This is a genomic window from Burkholderia sp. Ax-1724, assembly GCF_011752995.1.
Taxonomy (GTDB): domain Bacteria; phylum Pseudomonadota; class Gammaproteobacteria; order Burkholderiales; family Burkholderiaceae; genus Paraburkholderia.
This window is the reverse complement of the sequence record NZ_VWWL01000006.1, coordinates 66185-90079: the sequence shown is the minus strand read 5'-3', so window position 1 is coordinate 90079 and position 23895 is coordinate 66185. Positions and strand designations below refer to the sequence as shown.

General features: G+C 61.4%; 23 protein-coding genes and 1 pseudogene. 15 read left to right on the top strand and 9 right to left on the bottom strand.

Annotation, left to right across the window (positions count from 1 at the left end):
• Positions 1 to 61 precede the first annotated feature (61 nt).
• Positions 62 to 820, bottom strand: a complete 759-nt coding sequence (locus F3J19_RS09490) for an enoyl-CoA hydratase/isomerase family protein (protein WP_167040089.1) — start codon at positions 818 to 820, stop codon at positions 62 to 64.
• Between the two features lie 437 nt (positions 821 to 1257).
• Between F3J19_RS09490 and F3J19_RS09485 the strand changes: the two genes are divergently transcribed.
• On the top strand, positions 1258 to 1860 hold the full coding sequence (locus F3J19_RS09485; RefSeq protein ID WP_167040087.1) for a TetR/AcrR family transcriptional regulator: 603 nt from the start codon (positions 1258 to 1260) through the stop codon (positions 1858 to 1860).
• Positions 1861 to 2016: 156 nt separating this feature from the next.
• Here F3J19_RS09485 and F3J19_RS09480 read toward each other — a convergent pair whose 3' ends face one another.
• Genes F3J19_RS09480 through glcD form a run of 4 tightly spaced genes read right to left on the bottom strand, consistent with a single transcriptional unit; the run spans position 2017 to position 6277 of the window.
• Positions 2017 to 2418 (bottom strand): heme-binding protein, encoded by a 402-nt coding sequence (locus tag F3J19_RS09480; RefSeq protein ID WP_167040085.1) that lies wholly within the window; start codon positions 2416 to 2418, stop codon positions 2017 to 2019.
• 18 nt (positions 2419 to 2436) lie between these two features.
• The gene (glcF, locus tag F3J19_RS09475; protein ID WP_167040083.1) at positions 2437 to 3654 is read right to left on the bottom strand and encodes a glycolate oxidase subunit GlcF; all 1218 of its coding nucleotides are present in this window, start codon (positions 3652 to 3654) and stop codon (positions 2437 to 2439) included.
• A gap of 11 nt (positions 3655 to 3665) precedes the next feature.
• On the bottom strand, positions 3666 to 4781 hold the full coding sequence (gene glcE / locus F3J19_RS09470; RefSeq protein ID WP_167040081.1) for a glycolate oxidase subunit GlcE: 1116 nt from the start codon (positions 4779 to 4781) through the stop codon (positions 3666 to 3668).
• Complete coding sequence (glcD, locus tag F3J19_RS09465) at positions 4781 to 6277, bottom strand: glycolate oxidase subunit GlcD (protein ID WP_167040079.1); 1497 nt, start codon at positions 6275 to 6277, stop codon at positions 4781 to 4783. Before glcD ends, glcE begins: the two co-directional genes overlap by 1 nt.
• Before the next feature lie 229 nt (positions 6278 to 6506).
• Between glcD and glcC the strand changes: the two genes are divergently transcribed.
• Positions 6507 to 7292 (top strand): transcriptional regulator GlcC, encoded by a 786-nt coding sequence (glcC, locus tag F3J19_RS09460; protein WP_167040077.1) that lies wholly within the window; start codon positions 6507 to 6509, stop codon positions 7290 to 7292.
• 24 nt (positions 7293 to 7316) lie between these two features.
• Here glcC and F3J19_RS09455 read toward each other — a convergent pair whose 3' ends face one another.
• Complete coding sequence (locus tag F3J19_RS09455) at positions 7317 to 7940, bottom strand: NAD(P)H-dependent oxidoreductase (protein WP_167040075.1); 624 nt, start codon at positions 7938 to 7940, stop codon at positions 7317 to 7319.
• Positions 7941 to 8001: 61 nt separating this feature from the next.
• Entirely contained in the window at positions 8002 to 10686 is a 2685-nt protein-coding gene (gene aceE, locus F3J19_RS09450) for a pyruvate dehydrogenase (acetyl-transferring), homodimeric type (protein WP_167040074.1), read from the bottom strand.
• 167 nt (positions 10687 to 10853) lie between these two features.
• Between aceE and F3J19_RS09445 the strand changes: the two genes are divergently transcribed.
• A complete protein-coding gene (locus F3J19_RS09445; RefSeq protein WP_167040072.1) occupies positions 10854 to 11306 on the top strand; it encodes a MarR family transcriptional regulator in 453 nt (150 codons plus the stop codon).
• Between the two features lie 13 nt (positions 11307 to 11319).
• On the opposite strand, the gene F3J19_RS09440 is transcribed toward F3J19_RS09445, so the two are convergent.
• A complete protein-coding gene (locus tag F3J19_RS09440) occupies positions 11320 to 12138 on the bottom strand; it encodes a hypothetical protein (RefSeq protein ID WP_240158857.1) in 819 nt (272 codons plus the stop codon).
• Between the two features lie 430 nt (positions 12139 to 12568).
• Here F3J19_RS09440 and F3J19_RS09435 point away from each other — a divergent pair, with 430 nt between their 5' ends.
• Both F3J19_RS09435 and F3J19_RS09430 read left to right on the top strand, forming a co-directional pair.
• Entirely contained in the window at positions 12569 to 13237 is a 669-nt protein-coding gene (locus tag F3J19_RS09435) for a glutathione S-transferase N-terminal domain-containing protein (protein WP_167040068.1), read from the top strand.
• A 4-nt stretch (positions 13238 to 13241) separates the two neighbouring features.
• Positions 13242 to 13565, top strand: a complete 324-nt coding sequence (locus F3J19_RS09430) for a multidrug efflux SMR transporter (RefSeq protein ID WP_167040066.1) — start codon at positions 13242 to 13244, stop codon at positions 13563 to 13565.
• Between the two features lie 39 nt (positions 13566 to 13604).
• Here the strand turns inward: F3J19_RS09430 and F3J19_RS09425 are convergent, their stop codons facing one another.
• Positions 13605 to 14540, bottom strand: coding sequence for a LysR family transcriptional regulator (locus F3J19_RS09425; protein WP_167040064.1), 936 nt, complete (start codon positions 14538 to 14540; stop codon positions 13605 to 13607).
• A gap of 330 nt (positions 14541 to 14870) precedes the next feature.
• On the opposite strand from F3J19_RS09425, the gene F3J19_RS09420 reads away from it, so the two are divergent.
• The 10 genes and pseudogenes from F3J19_RS09420 to ugpC all read left to right on the top strand — a co-directional run bounded on the left by F3J19_RS09420 (position 14871) and on the right by ugpC (position 23808).
• Positions 14871 to 16229, top strand: coding sequence for a Rieske 2Fe-2S domain-containing protein (locus F3J19_RS09420; protein ID WP_167040062.1), 1359 nt, complete (start codon positions 14871 to 14873; stop codon positions 16227 to 16229).
• The gene (benB, locus tag F3J19_RS09415) at positions 16226 to 16714 is read left to right on the top strand and encodes a benzoate 1,2-dioxygenase small subunit (protein ID WP_167040060.1); all 489 of its coding nucleotides are present in this window, start codon (positions 16226 to 16228) and stop codon (positions 16712 to 16714) included. The genes F3J19_RS09420 and benB overlap by 4 nt, the downstream gene beginning before the upstream one ends.
• 38 nt (positions 16715 to 16752) lie before the next feature.
• A complete protein-coding gene (gene benC / locus F3J19_RS09410; protein WP_167040058.1) occupies positions 16753 to 17772 on the top strand; it encodes a benzoate 1,2-dioxygenase electron transfer component BenC in 1020 nt (339 codons plus the stop codon).
• Positions 17769 to 18545 carry a benzoate diol dehydrogenase BenD gene (gene benD, locus F3J19_RS09405; protein ID WP_167040055.1) on the top strand — a complete coding sequence of 259 codons (777 nt, stop codon included), beginning with the start codon at positions 17769 to 17771 and terminating at the stop codon, positions 18543 to 18545. Before benC ends, benD begins: the two co-directional genes overlap by 4 nt.
• Before the next feature lie 66 nt (positions 18546 to 18611).
• Positions 18612 to 19043 (top strand): RidA family protein, encoded by a 432-nt coding sequence (locus tag F3J19_RS09400; protein ID WP_167040053.1) that lies wholly within the window; start codon positions 18612 to 18614, stop codon positions 19041 to 19043.
• A 219-nt stretch (positions 19044 to 19262) separates the two neighbouring features.
• Positions 19263 to 19361, top strand: a pseudogene (locus tag F3J19_RS32370) (IS5/IS1182 family transposase); the annotation flags it as partial.
• 168 nt (positions 19362 to 19529) lie between these two features.
• Complete coding sequence (locus F3J19_RS09390; RefSeq protein WP_167040049.1) at positions 19530 to 20894, top strand: extracellular solute-binding protein; 1365 nt, start codon at positions 19530 to 19532, stop codon at positions 20892 to 20894.
• A 36-nt stretch (positions 20895 to 20930) separates the two neighbouring features.
• Entirely contained in the window at positions 20931 to 21803 is an 873-nt protein-coding gene (locus F3J19_RS09385) for a sugar ABC transporter permease (RefSeq protein WP_167040047.1), read from the top strand.
• 7 nt (positions 21804 to 21810) lie between these two features.
• Positions 21811 to 22707 (top strand): carbohydrate ABC transporter permease, encoded by an 897-nt coding sequence (locus F3J19_RS09380; RefSeq protein ID WP_167040045.1) that lies wholly within the window; start codon positions 21811 to 21813, stop codon positions 22705 to 22707.
• Between the two features lie 24 nt (positions 22708 to 22731).
• Positions 22732 to 23808: a sn-glycerol-3-phosphate ABC transporter ATP-binding protein UgpC gene (gene ugpC, locus F3J19_RS09375; RefSeq protein WP_167040043.1), complete on the top strand. Its 1077-nt coding sequence runs from the start codon at positions 22732 to 22734 to the stop codon at positions 23806 to 23808.
• The last annotated feature ends 87 nt before the right edge of the window (positions 23809 to 23895 follow it).

Below are 23895 nucleotides of genomic sequence, written 5' to 3'. Positions count from 1 at the left end.
TTTCTCTTGTCAATGATGTTCCGCGGCGCACCGAGAGGCGGCGCGGCGCACTGTTTGCCCGCTAGGAACGCTTCGGCCGCTCGCCGAACGCGTTGGCTCCTTCTTCGTAGTTGCCCGAGGCGAAGCACAGCGACGTCAACTCGTTCTCGTAGCGGATGCCCTGATCGACGGACATCGACAGCGCCGCGCGCACGGCCGCCTTGACCGACTGCGTCGCAATCGGGCTGAATTCGGCCATCTTCCGGCACAGCGCCATCGCGGTATCGACCACGGCCGTGTCTTCGACCACGATCTCCACCAGACCGATGCTGTGCGCCTCGTGTGCGTCGATCGAGTCGCCGGTGAGCAGCAGCCGCATGGCCTGGCCGTAGCCAACCAGACGCGGCAGCATTTGCGATGCGCCGCCGCCGCCGACCCAGCCGCGCAAGACTTCCGGCGCGCCGAACTTCGCGCTTTGTCCCGCCACGCGGATGTCGGCGCCCAGCATCATTTCGAGTCCGCCGCCCAGCACCCATCCTTTGAGCGCCGCGACGACCGGCTTGGTGAATTCGCGAATGACCATCGCGTAGTCCGTGCGCCGGCGGAATTCCCACGCAGTCCGATACGTCTTCAACGTATGGAGATCGCTGCCGGCACTGAAGGCGCGTTCGCCTTCGCCGCGCAACAGCACGACGCGTACGTCGTTATCCCGCTCCAGTTCCTCCCTGATTCCAACCAGCGTTTGCGTCATTTCCGGCGTCATCGCATTCATTTTTTCCGGCCGGTTGATGACGATTTCGGCCACGGCTCCGTGGCGCCTGAGTAGAACGTGCTCCTGCATTGTGTCTCCTGATTCTGCTGCTGCATGCAGCGCGGTTTCCCTCGATCGCGACCCAAATACTTACTTACTAGTAAGTATTTTTTCGTGAAGATACCAGCTTTGTTTGAGACAGGCAACGGGGATTTTTGCTAGCGTCATGGCTAGCGCCTGGCGCCGTCCGCAATGGGTCTGCGACGGGAGCCGGGAAGTGGGGAAAGTGTTTTGCCGGCCGGCTGGCCGGGCTCGGGGATGGACTGCTTCGCTGCTGGGGCGCGGGGGAGTCGTGTAGAATCGGCGCCATCAATCGTGCCGGACCGTTGTGCGCCGGCTGCCCGCAATTACACGAGTCACGCCTGCTGCTGTGTTCCGCATGAGGCCGCTCTCATCACACCGTTTTTCGCCGAGGTGAGACGTTGAGTCAGAACGACAAGACAACTTCCGGGCCCAAAAAGCCTTCGATGTACGACAGCATTAAAGAACTGGCAAAGAAGCTGCTCATTGCACACGGTTATCACAAGACCACGTTCGGCGTGATCGCCAAACAGTTAGGTATCACGACGACCAATATCCACTATCACTTCGGCAACAAGAACAGTCTCGTTGAAGAAGTCGTCAAGGATTATGTCGACGCGGCAATCCACGGGCAAAAGAGCATCTGGCTCGATGAAACGAAGTCGCTACAGGAAAAGGTGCAGGGAGAGATCGCCTATAACCGCAATCTGTACAGGAAATACAACCCGGGCGGAAAGACCCATCATCCCTGGAGTCTGATCGGACGTCTACGGCTCGAAAGCGATGTGCTCAGCGGCGAAGCGCGCGCGACCCTCGTCAGGTTCACGACCGAAATTCACGGCGCAATCGAGACAGCGGTCGGATTCGCGATCCGCAGCGGTGAGTTGAAACGCGATACGCCGAAGGAGGACCTGATTCTTCTATTGACTCATCTTGCCGACAGCCTTTCGGTATTCGCACAGGACGCGGGGGGATTCGAACGGGTCGAGCAATTCATGAATGCGTTTTCGCGCGTCGTGTTGACGAAATACACGCGCAATTCAGGCTGAGAGGACGGAGGTCCTGATTGAGGTACTTCTAATGCGTGCCGAGTCGTCCGGCACGCGGTGCTGCGGTCAGTTCGCGATGGATTGGCCGCAGCTATGCAACGTCGCGCGATCTTCGATGAACCCGACGTCGTGGACATCGGGAACACACTGACTCCCTCACGCCAGCGCCTGCGCTCCCGCTTTCGCGACCTGCGCATCTTCACCCGGCTTCACGCCGGACACACCGACGGCGCCCACCACCTGCCCATCGACGGTAAGCGGAACACCGCCTTCCAGCGTCGCGACGAGCGGTGCGCTCACGAAAGCGGTGCGGCCGCCATTGATCATTTCTTCGTAGAGGCGCGACTCGCGACGTCCCAAGGCCGAGGTGCACGCCTTGCCGATTGCCATCTCGGCGCCGATCGGCGCGCAGTTATCCAGACGCAGCAGGCCGAGCAGATGGCCGCCGTCGTCGACCACCGCGATGGCGACGGGCCAGTGGTTTTTTTCCGCCTCGGCGCGAGCGGCGTCGAGAATGCGCGTGGTTTCCGCGAGGGTGAGTACAGATTTGGTTTGCATGTCGGTCGATTCCCGGAGTTATTGAAGCGCGTCTTCGATAAGTTCGATCCAGTGCTGCACGCGCGTGCGATTGGCACCGGCGAGGTGAGTCTGACAGCCGATGTTGGCCGTCGCAATGAGGTCGGGCTGGCCGCTTTCGAGCGCGTCGAGCTTGCGCTCGCGCAGCGTTGCCGCCAGTTCCGGCTGCGTGATCGAATAGGTGCCCGCCGAGCCGCAGCATAGATGCGCGTCGGGAACGTCGGTCAGGTCGTAGCCGAGCCGCGTCAGGATCGCCTCGACCGCACCGCCGAGCTTCTGCGCATGCTGCAGCGTACACGGGCAATGAAAGGCGATGCGCTTGCGCTCGCCGGTTTGCAACGCGTCGAGCGGTTCGCCGCGGAGCACTTCGACGAGATCGCGGGCCAGTTCGCTCGTGCGCGCGGCCTTGGCCGCGTAGTGCGGATCGTCGCGCAGCAGATGCCCGTATTCCTTCACGAATGCACCGCAGCCGCTCGCGGTCAGCACGATCGCTTCGGCGCCCGCCTCGATGGCCGGCCACCATGCGTCGATATTGCGGCGTGCGCGCGCGAGGCCCGCATCCTGCGCGTTCAGGTGGTAGTCGGTCGCGCCGCAACAGCCGGCCTGCGATGCCGCGATCACGCTGATGCCGAGCCGGTCGAGCACGCGCGCCGTCGCGGCGTTCGTGTTCGGCGACAAGGCGGGCTGCACGCAGCCTTCGAGTATCAGCATGCGACGGCTGTGTCTTGCCGGCGGGCGCGGCTTGGCCGCGACCTTGTCGACGGGGATTTTCTGCCGCAGCGATGTGGGCAGGAAGGGCCGCGCGAGACGGCCCGCTGTCAGCAGCGTCTTGAATACCATTGGGCGCGGGATAACCTGTCGCAGACCTTCGCGCAGCATGCGCTCGCCGGCCGGCCGCGCGACCCGTCGCTCGAGTTCGGCGCGGCCGATATCGAGCAGCGCGTGATAGGTGACGCCGGAAGGGCAGGTCGTTTCGCAATTGCGGCAACTCAGGCAGCGGTCGAGATGCTGCTGGGTTTTCGCGCCGACGTCCTCGCCTTCGAGCAGTTGCTTGATCAGATAAATGCGGCCGCGCGGGCCGTCGAGCTCGTTGCCGAGGACCTGATAGGTCGGGCAGGTCGCGTTGCAGAAGCCGCAATGGACGCAACTGCGCAGGATCGATTCCGCTTCGTCGGCGCGCGCGAGAGTTCGGGCCTGTTCGCTGAGGTTGGTTTGCATGGTGTCTCGCGTCAGAAGTCGGCGTACAGGCGGCCGGGGTTGAACAGGCCATGCGGATCGAGCCGCGCCTTCAATGCGCGATGCAGGCGCAGCAGCGGCGCGGTGAGCGGCATGAACGGGCTTGCCGCGCCGCGCGGGTCCGGCGTTGCGTCCGCGCTGTAGCGAGTCGCGTGACCGCCGGCGGCCGCGGCGATTGCCTGTATCGACGAAACGTCGGCATGGCTCTTGAGCCAGCGCTGCGCGCCGCCCCAGTCGAGCATGACGTCACCGGGCAGTGCCATGAGCGGCGCGGCGACCGGCAGCGACAGACGCCAGAGCGGACGCGCATCGGCGAAGAAAGGCAGGCGGTGTTCGCGCAGGTCGGTCCAGAACGCCATGTCGAGGTCCGCGCCGCCGATGTGGCCGATGGCCGATTCCACGGAGCCTTCGCCGCCTTCGAGCCGCACGTGCAACAGGCCATCCTCGTAACAGGCGCCGGTGACGGGAAGCGCGCCGCGGCGCCAGTTCGTCAGCGCCGTCATGGCTTTGTCGGCGCTCATCTCAAGGACGACGCTGCGCGTCGCGCGCGGTTTGGGCAGTACCTTTAGCGACACCTCGGTCATCACGCCGAGGCATCCGTAGCTGCCGGCCGCGAGCCGCGCCATGTCGTAACCGGCGACGTTCTTCATCACTTCGCCGCCGAAGCGCAGATGCTTCGCCTCGCCGGTGATCAGGCGGCAACCGAGCACGAAGTCGCGCACGGAGCCTGCCCACGGCCGGCGCGGTCCCGACAGCCCGCTCGCGACCGCGCCGCCGAGCGTCGCGCGGCCGTCGAATTCGGGCGGCTCGCAGGGCAGCATCTGACCGGCGGCATCGAGTGCGGCCGAGAGCGCCGCGACGGAGGTGCCGCAACGCGCCGTGATAACGAGTTCGGTCGGCTCGTAGCGGACGATGCCGCTGTGGCTGCGCGTGTCGAGTTCGCGCGCGCCGTTGGGTGCGCCGTCGGGTGCACCATCAGGCACACCGCGGCCGAGTAACGCCTTGGTGTTGCCGCCGCGCACGCTCAGCGGCGTATGCGTCGAGATGGCGCGAGCGACTTCGTCGACGAGACGCTGGCTGTCGTCCAGCGGGATCGGATCGTCTCGCATCAGAATCGCTCCAGTTCGGGGAACGGCAACGCGCCGTGGTGAACGTGCATCGCGCCGAATTCGGCGCAGCGGTGCAGGGTCGGGATGTTCTTGCCGGGGTTGAGCAGACCTTGCGGATCGAACGCGGCTTTCAGGGCATGAAACAAGGTCAATTCATCGGCATTGAACTGCGCGCACATCTGATTGATCTTCTCGCGGCCCACGCCATGTTCCCCTGTGATGCTGCCGCCGACCTTCACGCACAGCTCCAGGATCGCGCCGCCGAGCGCTTCGGCGCGCTCGGTCTCGCCCGCGTTCGCATCGAACAGGATCAGCGGATGCAGATTGCCGTCGCCCGCGTGGAAAACGTTGGCGACGCGCAGCCCGTATTGCTGCGACAGGCGCTCGATGCCGGCCAGCACGCCCGGCAGTTCGCGGCGTGGGATCGTGCCATCCATGCAGTAGTAGTCGGGCGAGATGCGGCCGACCGCCGGGAACGCGTTCTTGCGGCCAGCCCAGAATTTCTGGCGCTCGGCTTCGTCGCGGGCGAGCCGCACGTCGGTGGCGCCGGCCGCGCGCAGCAGCGCTTCCACCCGCTCGCAATCCTCGTGGACGTCGCTTTCGGCGCCGTCCACCTCGCACAGCAGGATGGCTGCCGCATCCACGGGATAGCCCGCGTGGATAAAGTCTTCGGCGGCGCGAATGGCGAGGTTGTCCATCATCTCCAGGCCGCCCGGAATGATCCCCGCGCCGATGATCTCGGCCACCGCCGAGCCGGCCCGCTCGACGTCGTCGAAGCTCGCGAGCAGCACGCGGGCGCTCTGCGGTTTGGTGAGCAGCTTCACCGTGACTTCGACGACGATGCCGAGCATGCCTTCCGAACCGGTGAAGAGCGCGAGCAGATCGAAGCCGGGCGAATCGAGCGCGTCCGATCCGAGCGTGACGCGTTCGCCCTCGATGGTGAGGACTTCGAGCTTGAGGATGTTGTGGACCGTCAGGCCGTATTTGAGGCAGTGCACGCCGCCGGCGTTCTCGGCGACGTTGCCGCCGATCGAGCAGGCGATCTGCGACGAGGGATCGGGCGCATAGTAAAGCCCGTATGGCGCGGCGGCCTGCGAGATCGCGAGATTGCGCACGCCCGGCTGAACGCGCGCGATGCCGGCCTCGGGATCGATCGCGACGATGCGGTTCATGCGCGCCATCACGAGCAGAATGCCTTTTTCGAGCGGCAGCGCGCCGCCCGACAGACCGGTGCCGGCGCCGCGCGCCACCACGGGAATGCGCGCCTCGTGCGCATAGCGCAGCAGCGTTTCGATCTGCTCGACGGTTTCGGGCAGCGCGACGAGTAGCGGGGTCGTGCGATAGGCCGAGAGCCCGTCGCATTCGAACGGACGCAGCTCCTCGGCTTCGTGCAGGATCGTCAGGCCAGGCACGCGCGCGCGCAGTTCCGCGACGACGGCGGCACGGTCGTGCGTAACGAGCGGGCCGTCGATCGCTTCGTCATAGCGATAGCTCATGAATGTCTCCTCGCCCTCGCGCGACGGATCGGGGCGACCGGCCGGCAGGCGTTGCAGGCGGAATTGTTGCCGCGCCGCCGGCGTCTGTCGATAAGCTGGTCGAGTGGTCGTACCAGTTTTTTATCGGGCTTCGCAGAGCAATTTCCGCACTGGCTTTAATATCGTGCGATATCCTGCTGGATAACGATTTGATTCATGCCCTTGTCCTAACTGGTCGTACCACTTGAAAATGCACGATACGAATACCCGCGAGAACGCCGATGTCGCCCCCGCCCGCCAGGTCGCGGACGTCGTGGCGGAACGCATCGAACGGCTGATCGTCGACGGCGTGCTCAAAGCGGGGCAGTCGCTGCCCTCGGAGCGGCGGCTTGTCGAGAAGCTCGGCGTGTCGCGCACGGCGCTGCGCGAAGGGCTCAAGCTGCTGCGCGCGCGCGGCATCATCGAGACCTCGCATGGGCGCGGGTCGTATGTCGCCAGTCTGACCGGGCACACGGAGACCTCGCCGCTCATGCACCTGCTCGGCTCGCAGCCGCGCACGCTCTACGACCTGTTCGAGGTGCGCGGCATGCTGGAAGCGGAATCGGCGCGGCTGGCGGCACTGCGCGGCACGCCGGCTGACCATGTGCTGATTACGCGGCGCTATCAGGAGATGATCGAGGCACAGGAGACCGAGGCTGATCCGTCGGTCCACGCGCGCCTCGATCACGCGTTTCATCTGGCGATTTGCGAGGCTTCGCACAATCCGGTGCTGGTCCACACCCTGCAATCATTGACCGATCTGCTGCTCAGTTCCGTGTTCGCGTCGGTCAATAACCTTTACCACCGCGAACAGCACAAACGGGTGATCGATCGTCAGCATGCGCGGCTTTACAACGCGGTGGTCGGCAAGCTGCCGGAGCAGGCGCGAAAGGCCGCCGCCGATCATATCGACAGGGTCTGTGCGAGCCTGCGTGAAATCGAGCAGGAAGAGCAGAGGCTGGTGCGGGCGACGTTGCGGCTCGAAGGGTGGAGTTGAGCGTCCGCTTATGCCTGGAGATACCTAGAAATCCGCCGCCATGGCGAGCGCCCGGGCTTTTCCCTGCTCGATCGCCTGCCGAGGGTCGGCATGCCAGGTGTGCTCCACCATGAGGCTTTTAACGTCGGCCACGCCAATGAACTTGAGCCAGAAGTCGAGATAGTCGGCCTGATGTTCAAACCCGGGATGGCCGCTGCCGGCACTTGCCTCGCGGCTCTGTCCACGCACATGAATGACGAGGGCGCGCGGAATCTTCAGCATCGGACCGTATGCGCTCCCATTGAAGGTGAACAGCATATTGCGCTGGCTGACGAGATCGATCAGTTGTTTCAGCTTGTACGGGTAGCCGAAATTCCACATCGGCACGCCGAGAACGATCCGGTCAGCTTCCTGGAAACGCTTGACGAGCGACTGTATGCGATTCCAGATCGACGATTCGACGCTGTTCAAGGGTTCTTTCGATACCCCTTTATATTTCGCGCCAATGCCCTCGCTGTCGAAGTCGGGCAGGTCTTCTTCCCAGACGTTCAACGTGTCGACCTCGATCGACGTGCAATGCTGGCGATACGCGTCGAGAAACGCATTCGCGATGGTGATCGAGGCTGACGCGTCGCCACGAGGAGAACACACGATATTCAATAGACGCATGATGCCAGGTCCAGATGGGATTGCGATTAGTCAGGTATCCGGTGAATGCTGCCGCCGGTACTCAAACCGTGGCCGGGTCCATCTTGTCGATATCGATACCGTAGCGCGCAATCGCCTCGCTGACTGTCCGGCGCGCAATGGTGCCTTCGTCCGCGAGCGCTTTCAGTGCTGTGAGCACGATGAAATGCCGGTCCACTTCGAAAAACCTGCGTAGCGACTCCCGCGTATCGGAGCGGCCGAATCCATCGGTGCCGAGCGCGATGAAGCGGCGATCGTCGACGAACGGGCGGATCTGGTCGCCGACGATCTTCATGTAGTCGGTCGCCACGACGACCGGACCCGGCCGGCCCTGTAGGCATTGCCGAACGTACGGAATGCGCGGCTCGTCCTGTGGATGCAGGATGTTCCAGCGCTCGGCGGCGAGACCGTCGCGGCGCAGTTCGGTCAGGCTCGTGGCACTCCAGATGTCGCTGGAAACCGCGAAGTCCTGCTTCAGCAATTCACCCGCGGCGATCACTTCGCGCAGAATGGCGCCGCTGCCCATCAGTTGTACATGAGGACGCTGCGCATCGTCGCGAGCTTCGTCCGGTGCCACACCGGGCAGCCTGTATAGCCCCTTGAGAATGCTGGCTTCGGCATCGGGCGGCAGCGCCGGGTGAGGGTAGTTCTCGTTGAGCAGCGTGATGTAGTAGTACACGTCTTCCTGTTGCGCGTACATCCGGCGCAAGCCGTCCTGAACGATGACGGCCAGTTCATACGAAAAGGTCGGATCGTACGAGACGCAATTGGGAATGACCGATGACAGCACGTGACTGTGACCGTCGTCGTGTTGCAGGCCTTCGCCCATCAGCGTGGTGCGCCCGGAAGTCGCGCCGAGCAGGAACCCGCGCGTGCGTGCGTCGCCTGCCGCCCAGGCGAGATCGCCAATGCGCTGCAAGCCGAACATCGAATAGAAAATATAGAACGGGATCGTCGGCAACGCATGATTGGCATAGGCGGTGCCGGCGGCGATCCACGACGCGAACGCACCGGATTCGTTGATCCCTTCCTGCAGAATCTGGCCGTCCTTCGCTTCCTTGTAGTAACTCAGCTGGCCCGCGTCCTGCGGCGTATAGAGTTGCCCGACCGGCGAATGAATGCCGATCTGACGGAATAGCCCTTCCATGCCGAAGGTGCGCGATTCGTCCGGCACGATCGGCACGACCAGCTTGCCCAGGTTCGGGTCCTTCAGCAGCGTACTCAGAATGCGCACGAAAACCATCGTGGTGGACGCACCCCGTTCGCCGCTGTCCTTCAGCTGCGCGGCGAATGCCTCGAGCGGCGGAATCGGCAATGGCGGAACATCGGCGAAGCGGGCCGGAACGTGACCGCCGAGCCGCGTGCGGCACGCCGCGAAATAGCGTGCTTCGTCGCTATTCGGCTCGGGCTTCAGATAGGGCATCTCGTCGAGCTGTGCGTCGCTGACCGGCAGATCGAAGCGATCGCGAAAAGCGCGTACCGCATCGGCGCTCATTTTCTTCAATTGATGGTTGATGTTCTGGCCTTCGCCGGCTTCGCCCATGCCGAAACCTTTGACCGTCTTGGCGAGAACGACGGTTGGCCGGCCCTCGGTGCGCATGGCCTGCGCATACGCCGCGTGAACCTTTTCCGGATCATGACCGCCGCGCGCCAGTTTCCAGATTTCGTCGTCGGACAGATCGGCCACCAGTTCGAGCAGTTCGGGATACTTACCGAAGAAATGTTCGCGCACATAAGCGCCGTTCTGCGACTTGAAGGTTTGATAATCGCCGTCCACGCATTCCATCATGCGCCGGCGCAGCAGGCCGGTGTGATCGCGTTGCAGCAGCGCGTCCCATCCGCTTCCCCAGATGACCTTGATGACGTTCCAGCCGGCCGCGCGGAAGGTGCCTTCCAGTTCCTGGATGACCTTGCTGTTGCCGCGCACCGGGCCGTCCAGACGTTGCAGGTTGCAGTTGACCACGAAGATCAGATTGTCGAGCCGCTCGCGGCCGCCGAGCGAAATCGCCGCGAGCGATTCCGGCTGGTCCATTTCGCCATCGCCGAGAAAGGCCCACACTTTACGGCCCTGATGTTCCTTGAGCCCACGGTATTCGAGGTAGCGCATGAAGCGCGCCTGATAGGCCGCCGTGAGCGGCCCGAGCCCCATGGACACCGTGGGGAATTGCCAGAAATCTGGCATCAGGCGTGGATGCGGATAAGAGGAGAGGCCATTGCGGCCCGCTTCGCGGCGGAAGTTGTCCAGTTGCGCTTCCGTTATGCGGCCTTCGAGGTAGGCGCGGCCATAGATGCCCGGTGCGGAATGCCCCTGAATATAGACCAGGTCTCCGGCGAAGTTCCCGGTGCGGCCGCGAAAGAAATGGTCGAACCCGACGTCGTAGAGCACCGCGGCGGACGCGTACGTCGCGATATGGCCGCCCACATTCGAATGCTTGCCTGCGCGCAAAACCATGATCATCGCATTCCAGCGGATATAGGCATTCAGGCGGCGTTCGAGTCTCAGGTCGCCGGGGTAGGCGGGTTGCCGTTCGAGTCCGATCGTGTTGACGTAGGCGCTCGTCACGCGGCCATGCATATCGCCATGTCGGGCAGCATCCCGGTCGACCAGTCGATCGATCAGGTAATGCGCGCGTGGACGTCCTTCCACGGCCACGACCGCTTCCATCGCTTCCAGCCATTCTCGTGTTTCCTGCGGATCGACATCGACGGATTCAAAGACGGAATTCATTGGCACATCTCCAGAATGAGTGGCGGGTGCATCGCTTGCACGAACCGCGGCAAAAAAGGTGTCCACGAAAAACAGCGCATTACGATTGCAATTGCAATCGTTAAGGCGGCCATTGTAGCTCCGTAGAGTAGAATTGCAACTGCAATTACCTCATGGAGTTTTCCGATATGTCCAGAAACGAGCCCGACCTGTGGTTCTCATTCGTCCGCGCGCACCGTTTGATGATTCGCGAGGTCGAGCGGCGGCTGGCCGAGAGCGGCTTGCCCGCTTATGCGTGGTATGACCTGCTGTGGGGGCTGGAAAGCGGCCCCGGCGGCACGCGGCGCATGCACGAACTGGCGGACGTGCTGGCGATCGAGCGCTACAACCTGACGAGACTGGTTGACCGCCTGGAGGAAGAAGGGCTCGTTACCCGTGCCCGTTCCGCCGAGGACGGACGGGCCGCCTACGCGTCGATTACCAGCAAGGGGCGCGCGCTGCGCAAAAAAATGTGGAAGGTCTACGAATCCGCGGTGGCCGAGTTGTTTCTCGCCCAGTTCGATGCGGACGAACAGCGCGTGTTCGCGAGCGCGCTCGATCAGGCCGGCGCGGCCGCGCGCGAAGCGGCGCCGGGCAAATAAGGGCAGGGCGCGGCTAGGTCAGCGCATAAGTGCGCAGCGCGGCTTCCAACGTTTGCGCGGACAATGCGCCTTCGTCGACGAGTGCTTTCAGGGCAATCAGGGTGATCCATGGCGCACCGGGGAAATCCGCGTAGGCCGTGCCGCGCTGCGGCGTTGCGCCGAGCGCCACGAATCGCCCGGGTGCAAATGGAGCGATCTGCTCGGCAATATGCTGTGCGTAGCCGGTGACGGCGATCACCGGCGCCGTGCTGTCGCCGAGGCATCGGGCGATATGAGGCCGTCGTGGCCGCGATTGCGGATGAAGCATGTTCCATCGCGCGGCGGCGCGTCCCTCGCGGGCAAGGCGCGTATAGCTGGGACAACTCCAGACTTCCGCCGCGACTCCCCAATCCTGCGAGAGCAGGCGTGCCGCATGGAGCACGCGCTGTAGCGCCTTGCCCGCGCCGCATAGGCGGATTTGCGGCGGCGTTTTTCTATTTCCATTCGTGCTTGCCGTGCTCACTGTGCTTACCTCGGGCGTGAGCCTGAGCCGATACATCCCCTTGATTGCGCCTTGCGCATCGGCACGATGCAAGGGGCCGGTGTCGGCGCACGTATCGTCATGCGTCGCCAGATAGTAGAAGCCGGCTTGATGGTCCACGTAAAGCGCTTGCAGCGCCGAGCGCAGGATGGCGCGTGCTTCATCGGCGGAAGCGGGGTCGTACGGCGTGCAGTCCGGATGCGAGGCGAGCCAGAGCGGCAGTGCGGGTTGCACGCCCTTGCACCAGATCGATGGCCGCGTTTCGGCATCGTTGCACAGAATGCCCCGTCCCGCCGATTCGAACGACAGCATCCGCAGCCGGTCGAGTGTTTCCGATCCGAATAGATACAGCAGCGGCTTTTCGAACGCATGACGCCCGCTTTGAAACCAGAGCGGCCATGCGCTGGGGAGCGCCCCGTGCGAATCTCGCTGCCGGTTCGCTCTGACGATCGAGATTCGATGCGATACCGAACCGTTGCCGCCGAGACTATCCGCAATGGCATCGATGGCGTGTCGCGGAGAAGTGGCATGGCGTGGGACGCTGCGCTCCATGGCGTCGAACGCAGCGAGACAGGCACGTGCCGCACCGCGTGTTGCGTTTGAAAAAACGGGAGGGCGCAGTGGCGCTGAAGTCATACGGATACCTACGGTTGTTGGACGGCTTGCCAAAAGCGATCTTCAGCCATACGATTGCAATTGCAATTATTGTAATTGCAAAAATATGGAGGCCGCAAGGAACCCTATGTCAAACGCCGACGCTATGACGCTTTACACCGCGGACACGCCCAACGGGCAGAAAATCAGCATCTTCCTGAAAGAAGCCGGCATCGCCTACCGGCAGGTGAATCTCGATCTGTCGGGAGGCGATCAGCACCGTCCCGACTATCTGGCGATCAACCCGAACGGGAAGATTCCCGCCGTGGTCGATCATGAAGCCGGCTTGACGATCTTCGAGTCCGGCGCGATCCTGACCTATCTTTCGTCGAAGACCGGGTGCCTATGGCCTGGCCGGCAACGGGAGCAAAGCACGGTCCAGCAGTGGCTGCATTTCCAGATCGGCAGCATCGGTCCGATGCTCGGCCAGCTATGGTGGTTTCTGCATAGGGCCGAGACTGCCAACGATGAGGCGATCGCGCGCTATCGCAAGGAAGCGTTGCGGCTTTACGGCGTCGTGAATCGACGCCTGGGCGAGTCGGCATTCCTCGCCTTGCCCGAATACACGATTGCTGATATCGCCGCGTTCAGCTGGTTGCGCACTTTCGGCGAACTGGAGCTGGACGTGTCGGCATTTCCGCACGTAGCGCGTTGGCTGACGGTGATCGAGGCTCGTCCGGCGGTCATCGAAGGACTCGCCGCGAACAGGGTGCTGTCGCCGGCTGCCGACGGGCAATCCGGTGAGACACGGGAGTAGCGGTATGGCGTGGGCAACGCTGTTTCTCGCCGCGATGCTGGAGATCGCGATGGGCGTGTCGCTCAAGCTGAACGCCGGCTGGACACGGCCCGTGCCGAGTATTCTCGCGATAGTCGCGGGACTGCTCAGCATCTATCTATTGGCGCGCTCGCTTGCGTCTTTGCCAATCGGCACGGCTTATGCGATCTGGACCGGCATAGGCACGATCGGACTCGTGGTGATCGGCATGGTCTGCTTTCATGAAGGAACGGGCTGGATGCGGTTGTTCTTTCTCGGCCTCGCGCTGATCGGCATCATCGGATTGCGCTTCGCCGAGGCGCCCGGGTAAGGCAATGACGTTGTGCGCAACATCGTTCCTGACGTCGGGTTATTGGCGCGGCTCGAATCTTGTCAGGTTATGCGCGTGCAGCCACGATGGATTTTCCGCATACATTTCTTCGATCAATCGTTTGACGAGGCCGATATAGATCGAATTGTCGTTGATACGGTGATTGAAAATGACCGGCGACGTTGCGCGGTCGCTGTCCAGCACCCGGTAGTGCACGTCCTGCCGCGATTGCCGTGCCGACGAGGGCACGATGCACACGCCGAATTCGGCCGCGACGAGTCCCAGTGCGGTCTGGATCTCGCGCACTTCCAGCACCTCGCCCACTTCCACGCCGTGGCCGTACAGGACGTTCAGGACCTGATCGGCAAAGCTGGGGCGCGGCTCCTTGGGGTAAACAATCAACTTTTGTCCTGCCAGCTGTTCGATGGGCAATGGCGTCGATTCTCTCGCCATCGGCGAGCCGGCCGGCACGACCGCGGCAAGGCGCTCTTCGCGCAGGACGATCGCGGCGATATTCGGATCGCCGTGGTGCACGCGGCCGAAGCCGATGTCGATACGGCCTTCTTTCAGCGCCTCGATCTGTTGCATCGACATCAATTCGACCATCTGAATGTCCAGTTCGGGTGCATGCGCGCGCAGCTTGCGCATCAGCGTCGGCAATCCCGCGTACAGAACCGAACCGACGAATCCGATCGACAACACGCTGCGCTGATGGAGTCCCACGCGCCTCGCGGCGGCTTTCATCTGATCTATTCGCGCAAGAACCTGCATGGCCTGCTCGTAAAACAGACGGCCCGCGTCGGTCATCCGCACGGGGCGGGTATTGCGAATCAGCAGGGGGACGCCGACCTCTTCTTCGAGCAACTGAATCTGCCGGCTCAGCGGCGGTTGAGCAATGTGAAGCTGCTCGGCCGCGCGGGTGAAATTGCGCTCGCGGGCCACGGCGACGAAGTAGCGAAGCTGACGCAGATCCATGATGGCTACCTCAAAGATGAACTATTTTTCGATGCATGTTTAGGTATATTGCGTCGCAAAAAATCCATATAAATTGTGGATTGCACGCTCTTTATATTCTATAGGTATCAAAGAGGATGGGGAAAGTATTGGACGGTCGAAATGCGTGACCTGTATAAAACCATCAAATGAACTGAAGTGCATCTTTCGCCATGCCAGGGCGGACCCGCACCAGGCAATTTCCCCAGATACCCAACGGAGACAGTCATCATGAGCGTCAAAGCAGTCCCGGGCAAGAAAGCGCAGGTCCTGCCGAAAGCCGTGTCGAAGCGCGCATAGGGAGAGGAAATCATGTCCACCATCGTCGACAAAGCCAATGAACTGGATCAACTGCTCGCCACCGCGGTGCAGGATGATAAGGAGGCCGGCATATTCCGTTGCCGGCGCGATATCTTCACCCATGCCGATCTGTTCGAACTCGAGATGAAGCACATCTTCGAGAACAACTGGGTGTACCTCGCGCACGAGAGCCAGATTCCGGACAACAACGACTACTACACCACGTGGATCGGCCGCCAGCCTATTGTCATTACTCGCGACAAGACGGGGCAATTGAATGCGGTCATCAACGCCTGCGCGCACAAGGGGGCGATGCTGTGCCGCCGCAAGCATGGCAACAAGGGCAGCTTCACTTGCCCGTTCCACGGCTGGACGTTCTCGAATACGGGCAAGCTGCTCAAGGTAAAGGACGAGAAGACCACCGAGTATCCGGTGCAGTTCAACACGAACGGCTCGCACGATCTGCGTAAAGTGGCGCGCTTCCAGAGCTATCGCGGCTTTCTGTTCGGCAGTCTCAATGCGGACGTGTTGCCGCTCGAAGAGTACCTCGGCGAATCGCGCGTCATCATCGACCAGATCGTCGACCAGAGTCCGAACGGGCTTGAAGTACTGCGCGGCAATTCCACGTATGTCTACGACGGCAACTGGAAAATGCAGATGGAGAACGGCTGCGACGGCTATCACGTCAGCACCGTGCACTGGAACTACGCGGCGACGATGGGACGGCGCAAGGAAGACGGCACGCAGGCCGTCGATGCGAATAGCTGGAGCAAGTCGGTCGCGGGCGTCTACGGTTTCGACCACGGCCACATCCTGTTGTGGACCCGGACGATGAATCCGGAAGTGCGGCCAGTGTACAAGCATCGCGAAGAAATCAAGGACCGTGTCGGCGAAACGCAGGCGGACTTCATCGTCAATCAGACGCGCAACCTGTGCCTGTATCCGAACGTGTTTCTGATGGACCAGTTCAGCACGCAGATTCGCGTGGTTCGTCCGCTCAGCGTGGACAAGACCGAAGTCAGCATCTTCTGTTTCGCGCCGAAGGGCGAAAGCGCGGAGGATCGCGCCATTCGCATCCGCCAGTACGAAGACTTCTTCAACGTGTCGGGCATGGGTACTGCCGACGATCTCGAAGAGTTCCGCGCCTGCCAGGCGGGCTATGCCGGCATCACGGCGATGTGGAACGACCTTTCGCGCGGCGCGCCGCTGTGGATCGAGGGGCCGGACGAGAATGCGAGCCGGATGGGTCTGAAGCCGCGCATTTCGGGCGAACGCAGCGAAGACGAAGGCCTGTTCGTGTGCCAGCACGAGTACTGGGTGCAGGTGATGCGCGATGCGCTGAAGAAGGAAGGCAAGGAGACCGTGGCATGAGCTTCGACTACCAGAAGATTTGCGGCGTGCTCTACCGTGAAGCGCGTCTGCTCGACGATCGCCAGTGGGACGAGTGGCTGGCCTGTTATACGGAGGACGTCACCTACTGGATGCCGTCCTGGGACGACGATGACCGGATCACCGACGACCCGCAAAGCCAGATCTCGTTGATGTACTACCCGGACCGGGGTGGCCTCGAAGATCGCGTATTCCGCATCAAGACGGAGCGCAGCGGTGCCTCGACGCCGGAGCCGCGTACGGCGCACAACGTCACCAACGTGGAGGTCCTGGCCGAGCGCGGCGACGAAGTGGACGTGCGCTACAACTTCCACACGCTGAGTCACCGCTACAAGTCCACGGATCATATTTTCGGCACGATGTTCGTCACCTTGCGCGAGGCCGGCGACGACCTGCTGATTTCGAACAAGAAGATCGTGCTGAAGAACGACTATATCCGGCAGGTACTCGACGTCTATCACGTTTGATGTCGGGCGTCAGAATCAACATGGGATCAGGAGGATCCATGTCCAACTTCAATATTGCACTGAATTTCGAAGACGGCGTGACCCGTTTCATCGAATGCAAGGCGGGCGAGAAAGTACTCGATGCCGCCTTCCGCGCGAAGATCAATCTGCCGATGGATTGTTCCGACGGCGTGTGCGGCACCTGCAAGTGCCGCGCCGAAAGCGGCAGTTACGACCTCGGCGACGATTACATCGAAGACGCACTGACCGAAGACGAAAAGGACGGTGGGCTCGTTCTGACTTGCCAGATGATTCCGCAAAGCGATTGCGTGATTGCTGTGCCGGCATCGTCTTCCGTGTGCAAGACCGGGCAAAGCAAATTGGCCGCGACCGTGGCGAAGATCGAGCAGCATAACGACGCAGCCGTCGTGCTCGAACTGGAGGTGGACGCGGCCGCTCCCGTGTTCCTGCCGGGCCAGTATGTGAATATCGACGTGCCCGGCAGCGGCCAGCATCGTTCGTACTCTTTCTCGTCGGCGCCGGGCGAAGCGAAGATCAGTTTCCTGATCAAGAAGATTCCGGGCGGCGTCATGAGTACCTGGCTCGAAGTCGCGGAGCCGGGCACGAAACTGGATTTGACCGGTCCGCTCGGCAGCTTCTATTTGCGCGACGTGCAGCGGCCATTGCTGTTTCTCGCGGGCGGCACGGGCCTCGCGCCGTTCCTGTCGATGCTCGAAGTCTTGGCGCGTACGAACTCGCAGCAGAAGGTGCATCTGATTTACGGCGTGACCCGCGACCTCGATCTCGTGCTGGTCGAGGCGATCGAGGCGTATCAGACGAAGCTGCCGAATTTCAGTTTCGCCACGGTCGTCGCCGACGCGGAGTCCAGTCATTCGCGCAAGGGCTGGGTCACGCAGCATATGCCGGCCGAGTCCTTGAACGACGGCGACGTCGACGTGTACCTGTGCGGCCCGCCGCCGATGGTCGACGCAGTGCGCAAGTATTTCGACGACAACGGCGTGAAGCCCAACAGCTTCCACTACGAGAAGTTCACTCCCAACGCGGCGCCAAAGGCATGAACATGCAACGATTCACAGGCAAGGTCATGGTCGTCACCGGCGCGGCGCAAGGGATCGGCCGCGGCGTGGCGCTGCGCGCGGCGGCCGAGGGTGCCCGTGTGCTGTTCGTCGATCGCGCCGACTTCGTGGCCGAGGTGGCCGCCGAAGCAGGCCGTGCGGATACGGCGGGTTTCGTTGCGGACCTCGAAACGTACGAGGGCGCTCAGGCGTCGATGGCCTACGCCGCGCAAAAGTTCGGCGGTATCGACATCCTCATCAACGGTGTCGGCGGCGCCATTCGCATGCGTCCGTTCGCTGAGTTCGAGCCCGCGCAGATCGATGCGGAAATCCGCCGCTCGCTGATGCCGACGCTGTACACCTGTCATGCAGTACTGCCTCATCTGCTCGCGCGAGGCGGCGGAACCATCGTCAACGTATCGTCGAATGCGACGCGCGGTATCCGGCGTGTGCCGTATTCGGCGGCCAAGGGCGGGGTCAACGCGATCACGCAATCGCTGGCGATGGAGTACGCGGAGCACAACATTCGCGTCGTTGCCACGGCACCGGGCGGCACCGATGCGCCACCTCGACGCGTTCCGCGCAACGCCGCAGGAGACAGCGAACAGGAAAGGGTCTGGATGAGCGAAGCGGTGCGGCAGGTGACCGGGTCGACCTTTCTGAAGCGCTACGGCAGTATCGACGAGCAGGTTGCGCCGATCCTGTTTCTCGCGTCGGATGAAGCGGGTTATATCACGGGCACGGTGTTGCCGGTTGCAGGCGGAGATACCGGCTGACCCATGACTTGCTTGCGGCAACATTCGGATAGGGTGCAGCATTTGAGGCTGTTTGAGGAGACGTTGATGAATGATCGTAAGGCCATTGTTCCCGAAGGAATGGAAGCAGTGTACGAGAAGATTCGCTATGCACCCGCGGTCAAGGTTGGCAATACGATTTACGTGTCGGGCCAGATTGGCCGTGACAGGAATATGCAGCTCGTCGAAGGGCGCGAAGCGCAAATCGTGCAGGCATTCGACAATCTCAAGACGGTATTGGCTGCTGCCGGCGCATCGCTGCGAGATGTCGTGGACTTGACCACGTTTCATACCGATATGCGTGATCTGCCTTTGTTCATGCAGGTGCGCGATCGCTATCTCGACACCGATCCGCTTCCCGCCTGGACGGCAGTAGGGGCGCATATGCTTGGTGGCGCGCCTGGGTATATCGTCGAGATCAAGGCGGTTGCCGTGCTGCCCGAGTCGGATTTCATTCATGTACCGAACCGGGAGTCGTAGAGGTTCGCTGTTTCAGGTTGCATACGGGTATTCGGCGATATTGCTCAGTTACCCGTAATAGTTTTACCCGGTTTCAGCGGGCGGAATATAGCCGGTCGCTTCCATCATCGACGCCGGTTTTCTCCAGACTCCCATTTCAGCATTGCCCGTTTCGCGGGCAGATATGGTCGCGAAACGGGCTGCTTCAAGTCCCCCCTTAGTCGAGCGCCCCATGCGCGGTTTGCCGGCTTCGACAAGCTGCGCATTCGCTTCCAACGCCGGCTCGGCATTCACATCGCACGGCTCAAACTTCCCACCGCCATTATCCGTTCCCGCTTTCCGGGCGGGACGCCCGTCGTCCGTGGCAGAGCGCGGTTATGTCCCTTGATTGAGATGCCGGTCGTGTCGCCCGTCCTGGGGTTTATCCTGACGCACAACGTATACGTTAACGAATAATATCGTGCATACTTGAAGCGAAGCATAAGACTTCTGATGGAGACGAAAATCGTGAGCCGTTCAACACGTGCACTGATTCAGCTCGACCGTGCGATGCCGAGGCGTGACGCGTTGCGGCATCTTGCGGCGTTGGCCATAAGTATCGCTAGCGGAGGACTGACTGCGAAGACGGCTTTGGCGGCGTCGCCCTATGCACCGCCGCCTTCGGATGGTCCGGGCTTTTCGATGCGCGTCGCGACCACTTATGCGGGCGCCGAGCCGTTGGCAAAGCCTTTCACGAAAGTACTGAATGAATTTCAGCGCGACTATCCGAACATCAAGCTTATTCACGAAGCGACGCCGGGATTCGATCATCAGACAAAGATCAAGCTCGATGCGCTGAGCGACCGGTTACCCGACGTGTTTACTTTCTGGCGGCTCGATCCGAGTTATGGGCTCGACCAGATCGCCGAGGCAGGACGACTGGCAGACCTGACCGCATGGAGCCAGAACGATCCCTTTTTCAAGGGTCTTTTCGACGACAGCTCGTGGGACACGGCAACGCGAAAGGGCGTCGTATACGGCATTCCCGCCCAGATGTTCTATATCTGGCTGCTCGTCAACAGAAAGATTCTCGACCGGGCGAAAGTCCCGGTTCCGACGACCTGGGACGAACTGGTCGCAGCAGGACCCAGATTGCGTGCCGCCGGAGAGATACCGTGGTCGATCAATAACGGCAACGACAGTATGGCCGCGCGGGTCTACAACTACGTCATGAGCCGCTGTCTCGGCAACGAGCGGGCGGTCAGGATACACGGCGGCCTGGAGCCGGCCGATTCACCCGATATGGTCCGGGCATCGACCCTCGTGCAGCAACTGCTTGGCGGGAACATTCCAAGCGACGGCATTACCCTGTCCAGCGATCTGGTCTATGCGAAGTACACCAACACCGAAAAAGCGGCGTTCCTGATCGATGCGTCGTTCCGTCTCTTCGAGATCGATCCGAAGATCGCGGGCGACCTTCAGGTACTGAACTTTCCGGCGATTCCCGATGGCGTACAGCACGACTTCCGGGTCGAGCGCGATCTCACTTCGCTCTGGTACGCGAGTTCGAAGCAATATGCCGATGCGGCGCGCAGACCGTACATACAGGAATTCATTCGCCGGATGACGAATCGGCAAACCGCGCGCTATTTCACCGAAACCGCCAAGGTACAGATGCCGCAGCTCGACCTCGAGGTCGATCCCGCGGCGGTAGGGCAGCTATCCGTCGAAACCCTGAAAGCGGCGCTTGCGGCTCCCGGCAACAAATGGGTGCCGAAGCTGATGAAGCCCGCGCAGCGCACGCGCTACGAACCGCTGATGTCGGAATTTATCGAAGGAAAGTACACCCCGCAGGAGTACGTGGCAAAGTTCGCGGAAATCATGCGGAGCTGATTGGGCGTCATCATACGATCCAGGAAGGAATTGAGCATGGGTTCATTGAAATTTAGATGGGAAGTAGTCCTGTATATCATTCCTGCGCTTCTTCTATATGGAATTTTCTTCGTTCTTCCATTTGCGCAGACGATCTTTTTCAGCTTCACTTCGTGGAACTTCTTCGGTCATCCCGCATTCGTCGGGCTTGCCAACTATGCGCGTCTTTTTACCGACGGCGTATACATGGCCGGGCTCTACCGTATTGGCCTATGGGCCGTGCTTGCGATCGTGTTCAAGGTTGGCATCGCGCTGGTTCTGGCGAGCCTGTTGCGCGGCAAGCTGCGAGGGCATGGGTTCTTCGAGACCGCGTTCTTCATTCCGGTGGTTATTTCGTCGGCGGCCATCAGTCTGCTGTTCACGTTGCTGTACGACAAGGACGCCGGGCTGATCAATGAAGTGCTGAGAGGAGTGGGGCTCGGCAAGCTGGCCACCAGCTGGCTTTCCAATAGTCACACTGCGTTGTTCGCCGTTATCGCCGTGCCGATCTGGCACACCATCGGCTACTTCTTCGTCATTCTCCTCGCGGCCATGCACGGCGTATCGCCGGATCTGTACGATGCGGCGAAGATCGACGGAGCCCGCGGTTTCCGCCTGTTCAGGAGCATCACGGTGCCGAGCATCATGCCCGCATTGCAGGTTTGCATCGTACTGGCGATATCGGGCGCGCTGAAGTCGTTCGACTACGTGTTCGTGATGACGCGCGGCGGACCCGGTACCGCCACGCAGGTTCCCGCGACGTGGATGTATCAGACGATTTTCGGCAGTCTGGAATTCGGTTACGGCACTGCTATCGCAACGTCGATTTTCCTGATCGGTTTGTGCGCCACGCTCGCGACCCGCAAGGTCATGGCACCTTCCAGTTACTGAGGTCAGAATGCAAGTTCGTATCAAGGCACTCATGGGACGCCCGTCCTTGAATGAATCGCCGGCGGAGCGTCGGGTCAGGGAACATTCTCCGGTTTCGTTGGTTCTGGTCTATGGCGTGCTCTGTCTGCACGCCGTGCTGACGCTGTTTCCGCTGATCTGGGTCATCGGGAATTCGTTCAGATCGAGCAACTCGATCCTGACGTCGATCTCCCTGTTGCCGCGGCACCTCGACTTCAGCAATTACGAGCGGCTATTTACCAGCACCAATATCCCTTTGAGCTTCTGGAACTCGGTGTCGATCACGGCGGTCAGCCTCGGCTTGCTTCTCGTTGTCGTGGTTCCTTTGTCGTTCGCCCTGACGCGGTTCAAGTTCAAGTTCGCGGAGTACATCCTGCTGTTCTTTACGGTGGCGGTACTTGTTCCGAATGTTTCGGTTCTGCCCATGACCTATGTGCTTTTCACGAAACTCGGGCTCATGGGAACGAAGTATGGCATTGCCCTTGTCTATGCGACCGAGCAGATTCCGGTGTCGATTTTCATCCTGACGGGTTTCATGCGTGCGATTCCCGCGGAAATCGACGAGGCGGCCACGGTCGACGGTGCGAGCGTATGGGCGCTTTTTTCAAGGGTCATTCTGCCGCTTAGCCGGAACGGCATCGCCACCATCATGATTCTCGCGTTTGTTTCAATCTGGAACGATTACATGACGGCGCTTCTTCTGTTGCCCGATGCGCAGAACCGTACGCTGTCCGTCGCGCTGGCATTTGCAAAGACGGAGTACTCGGTGGACTACGGAATGATGGCGGCTTCCATCGTCTTCGCGGTTGCCCCCATGGTCGTGGGGTATCTGCTGCTCAAGAAGCAATTGACCACGGGTATCACCGCCGGCGCCGTTAAAGGCTGAACCCGACGCATACTGGAGAGAGAGATGGGAGCAATCGCCCTAAAAAATCTGGAAAAGACGTTCGAGTCCGTGAAGGTCATTCAGAACATCGACATTGATATTGCCGATGGAGAATTCGTGGCGCTGGTCGGTCCGTCCGGCTGCGGGAAGTCGACGCTTCTGCGAATCATCGCAGGGCTCGAAGAGGCTACCTCGGGCGATGTCAGGATCAGCGGCAAATCGGTGTCCCGACTGAGCGCGCGTGATCGCAATATCGCCATGGTGTTCCAGTCGTATGCGCTTTATCCGCACATGAACGTGGCGGAGAACATGAGCTTTAACCTGAAGCTTGCAGGGGAGTCGAAGGCGCGTATCAAGGAGCGTGTCACCGAGGCGGCGCGCATGATGGATCTGACGGCGCTGCTCGAGCGGCGGCCCGCGCAACTCTCGGGTGGTCAGCGTCAGCGCGTGGCCATGGGGCGTGCCGTTGTGCGTCAGCCGGAAGCGTTTCTTTTCGACGAGCCTCTGTCCAATCTCGATGCAAAGCTTCGCGTGCAGATGCGCGCGGAAATCAAGGCTTTGCATCAGAAAATGCGGACCACGTCGATTTACGTCACACATGACCAGATCGAGGCGATGACGCTTGCCGACCGGATCGTCGTGCTGAACGGCGGCCGCATCGCTCAGCAGGGCTCTCCGATGGAGCTTTATCGACGGCCCGCGAATCGCTTCGTCGCGACTTTTATCGGGTCGCCTGCCATGAACCTTCTCGAAGCGACGGTAGAGAAGATCGCCGATGGATTCGCGGCGCGTTTCGCCGGAGGCGGAAGGGCTGTGCTTCCTGCCGCGAGTGTGAGCGAAGGGCAGGCGGTAACGGTCGGCATCCGGCCGGAGGCGTTGTCGTTGGAGCGCAGTGAGAATCGCATGGCGGCAACCGTGGAGATCATCGAGCCGACCGGTGCGCAAACGCATTTGCTGCTGAACGTCGCATCCGAACGGATCACGGCCGTCGTCGACGGTGCGCTGGATTTCACGGTCGGTCAGGCACTGCAGATCGCGATGCCTTCCAACCAGCTGCATATTTTCGACAGCCATAGCGGAGAGCGCCTCAATGCGGATTGAGGCGAGTGCGCGGGGAATACGCGAGAAATGGTTCAGGGTTAACCTTGATCTCAACGTATGCATTAACGAATACAATCTGGCATTGAA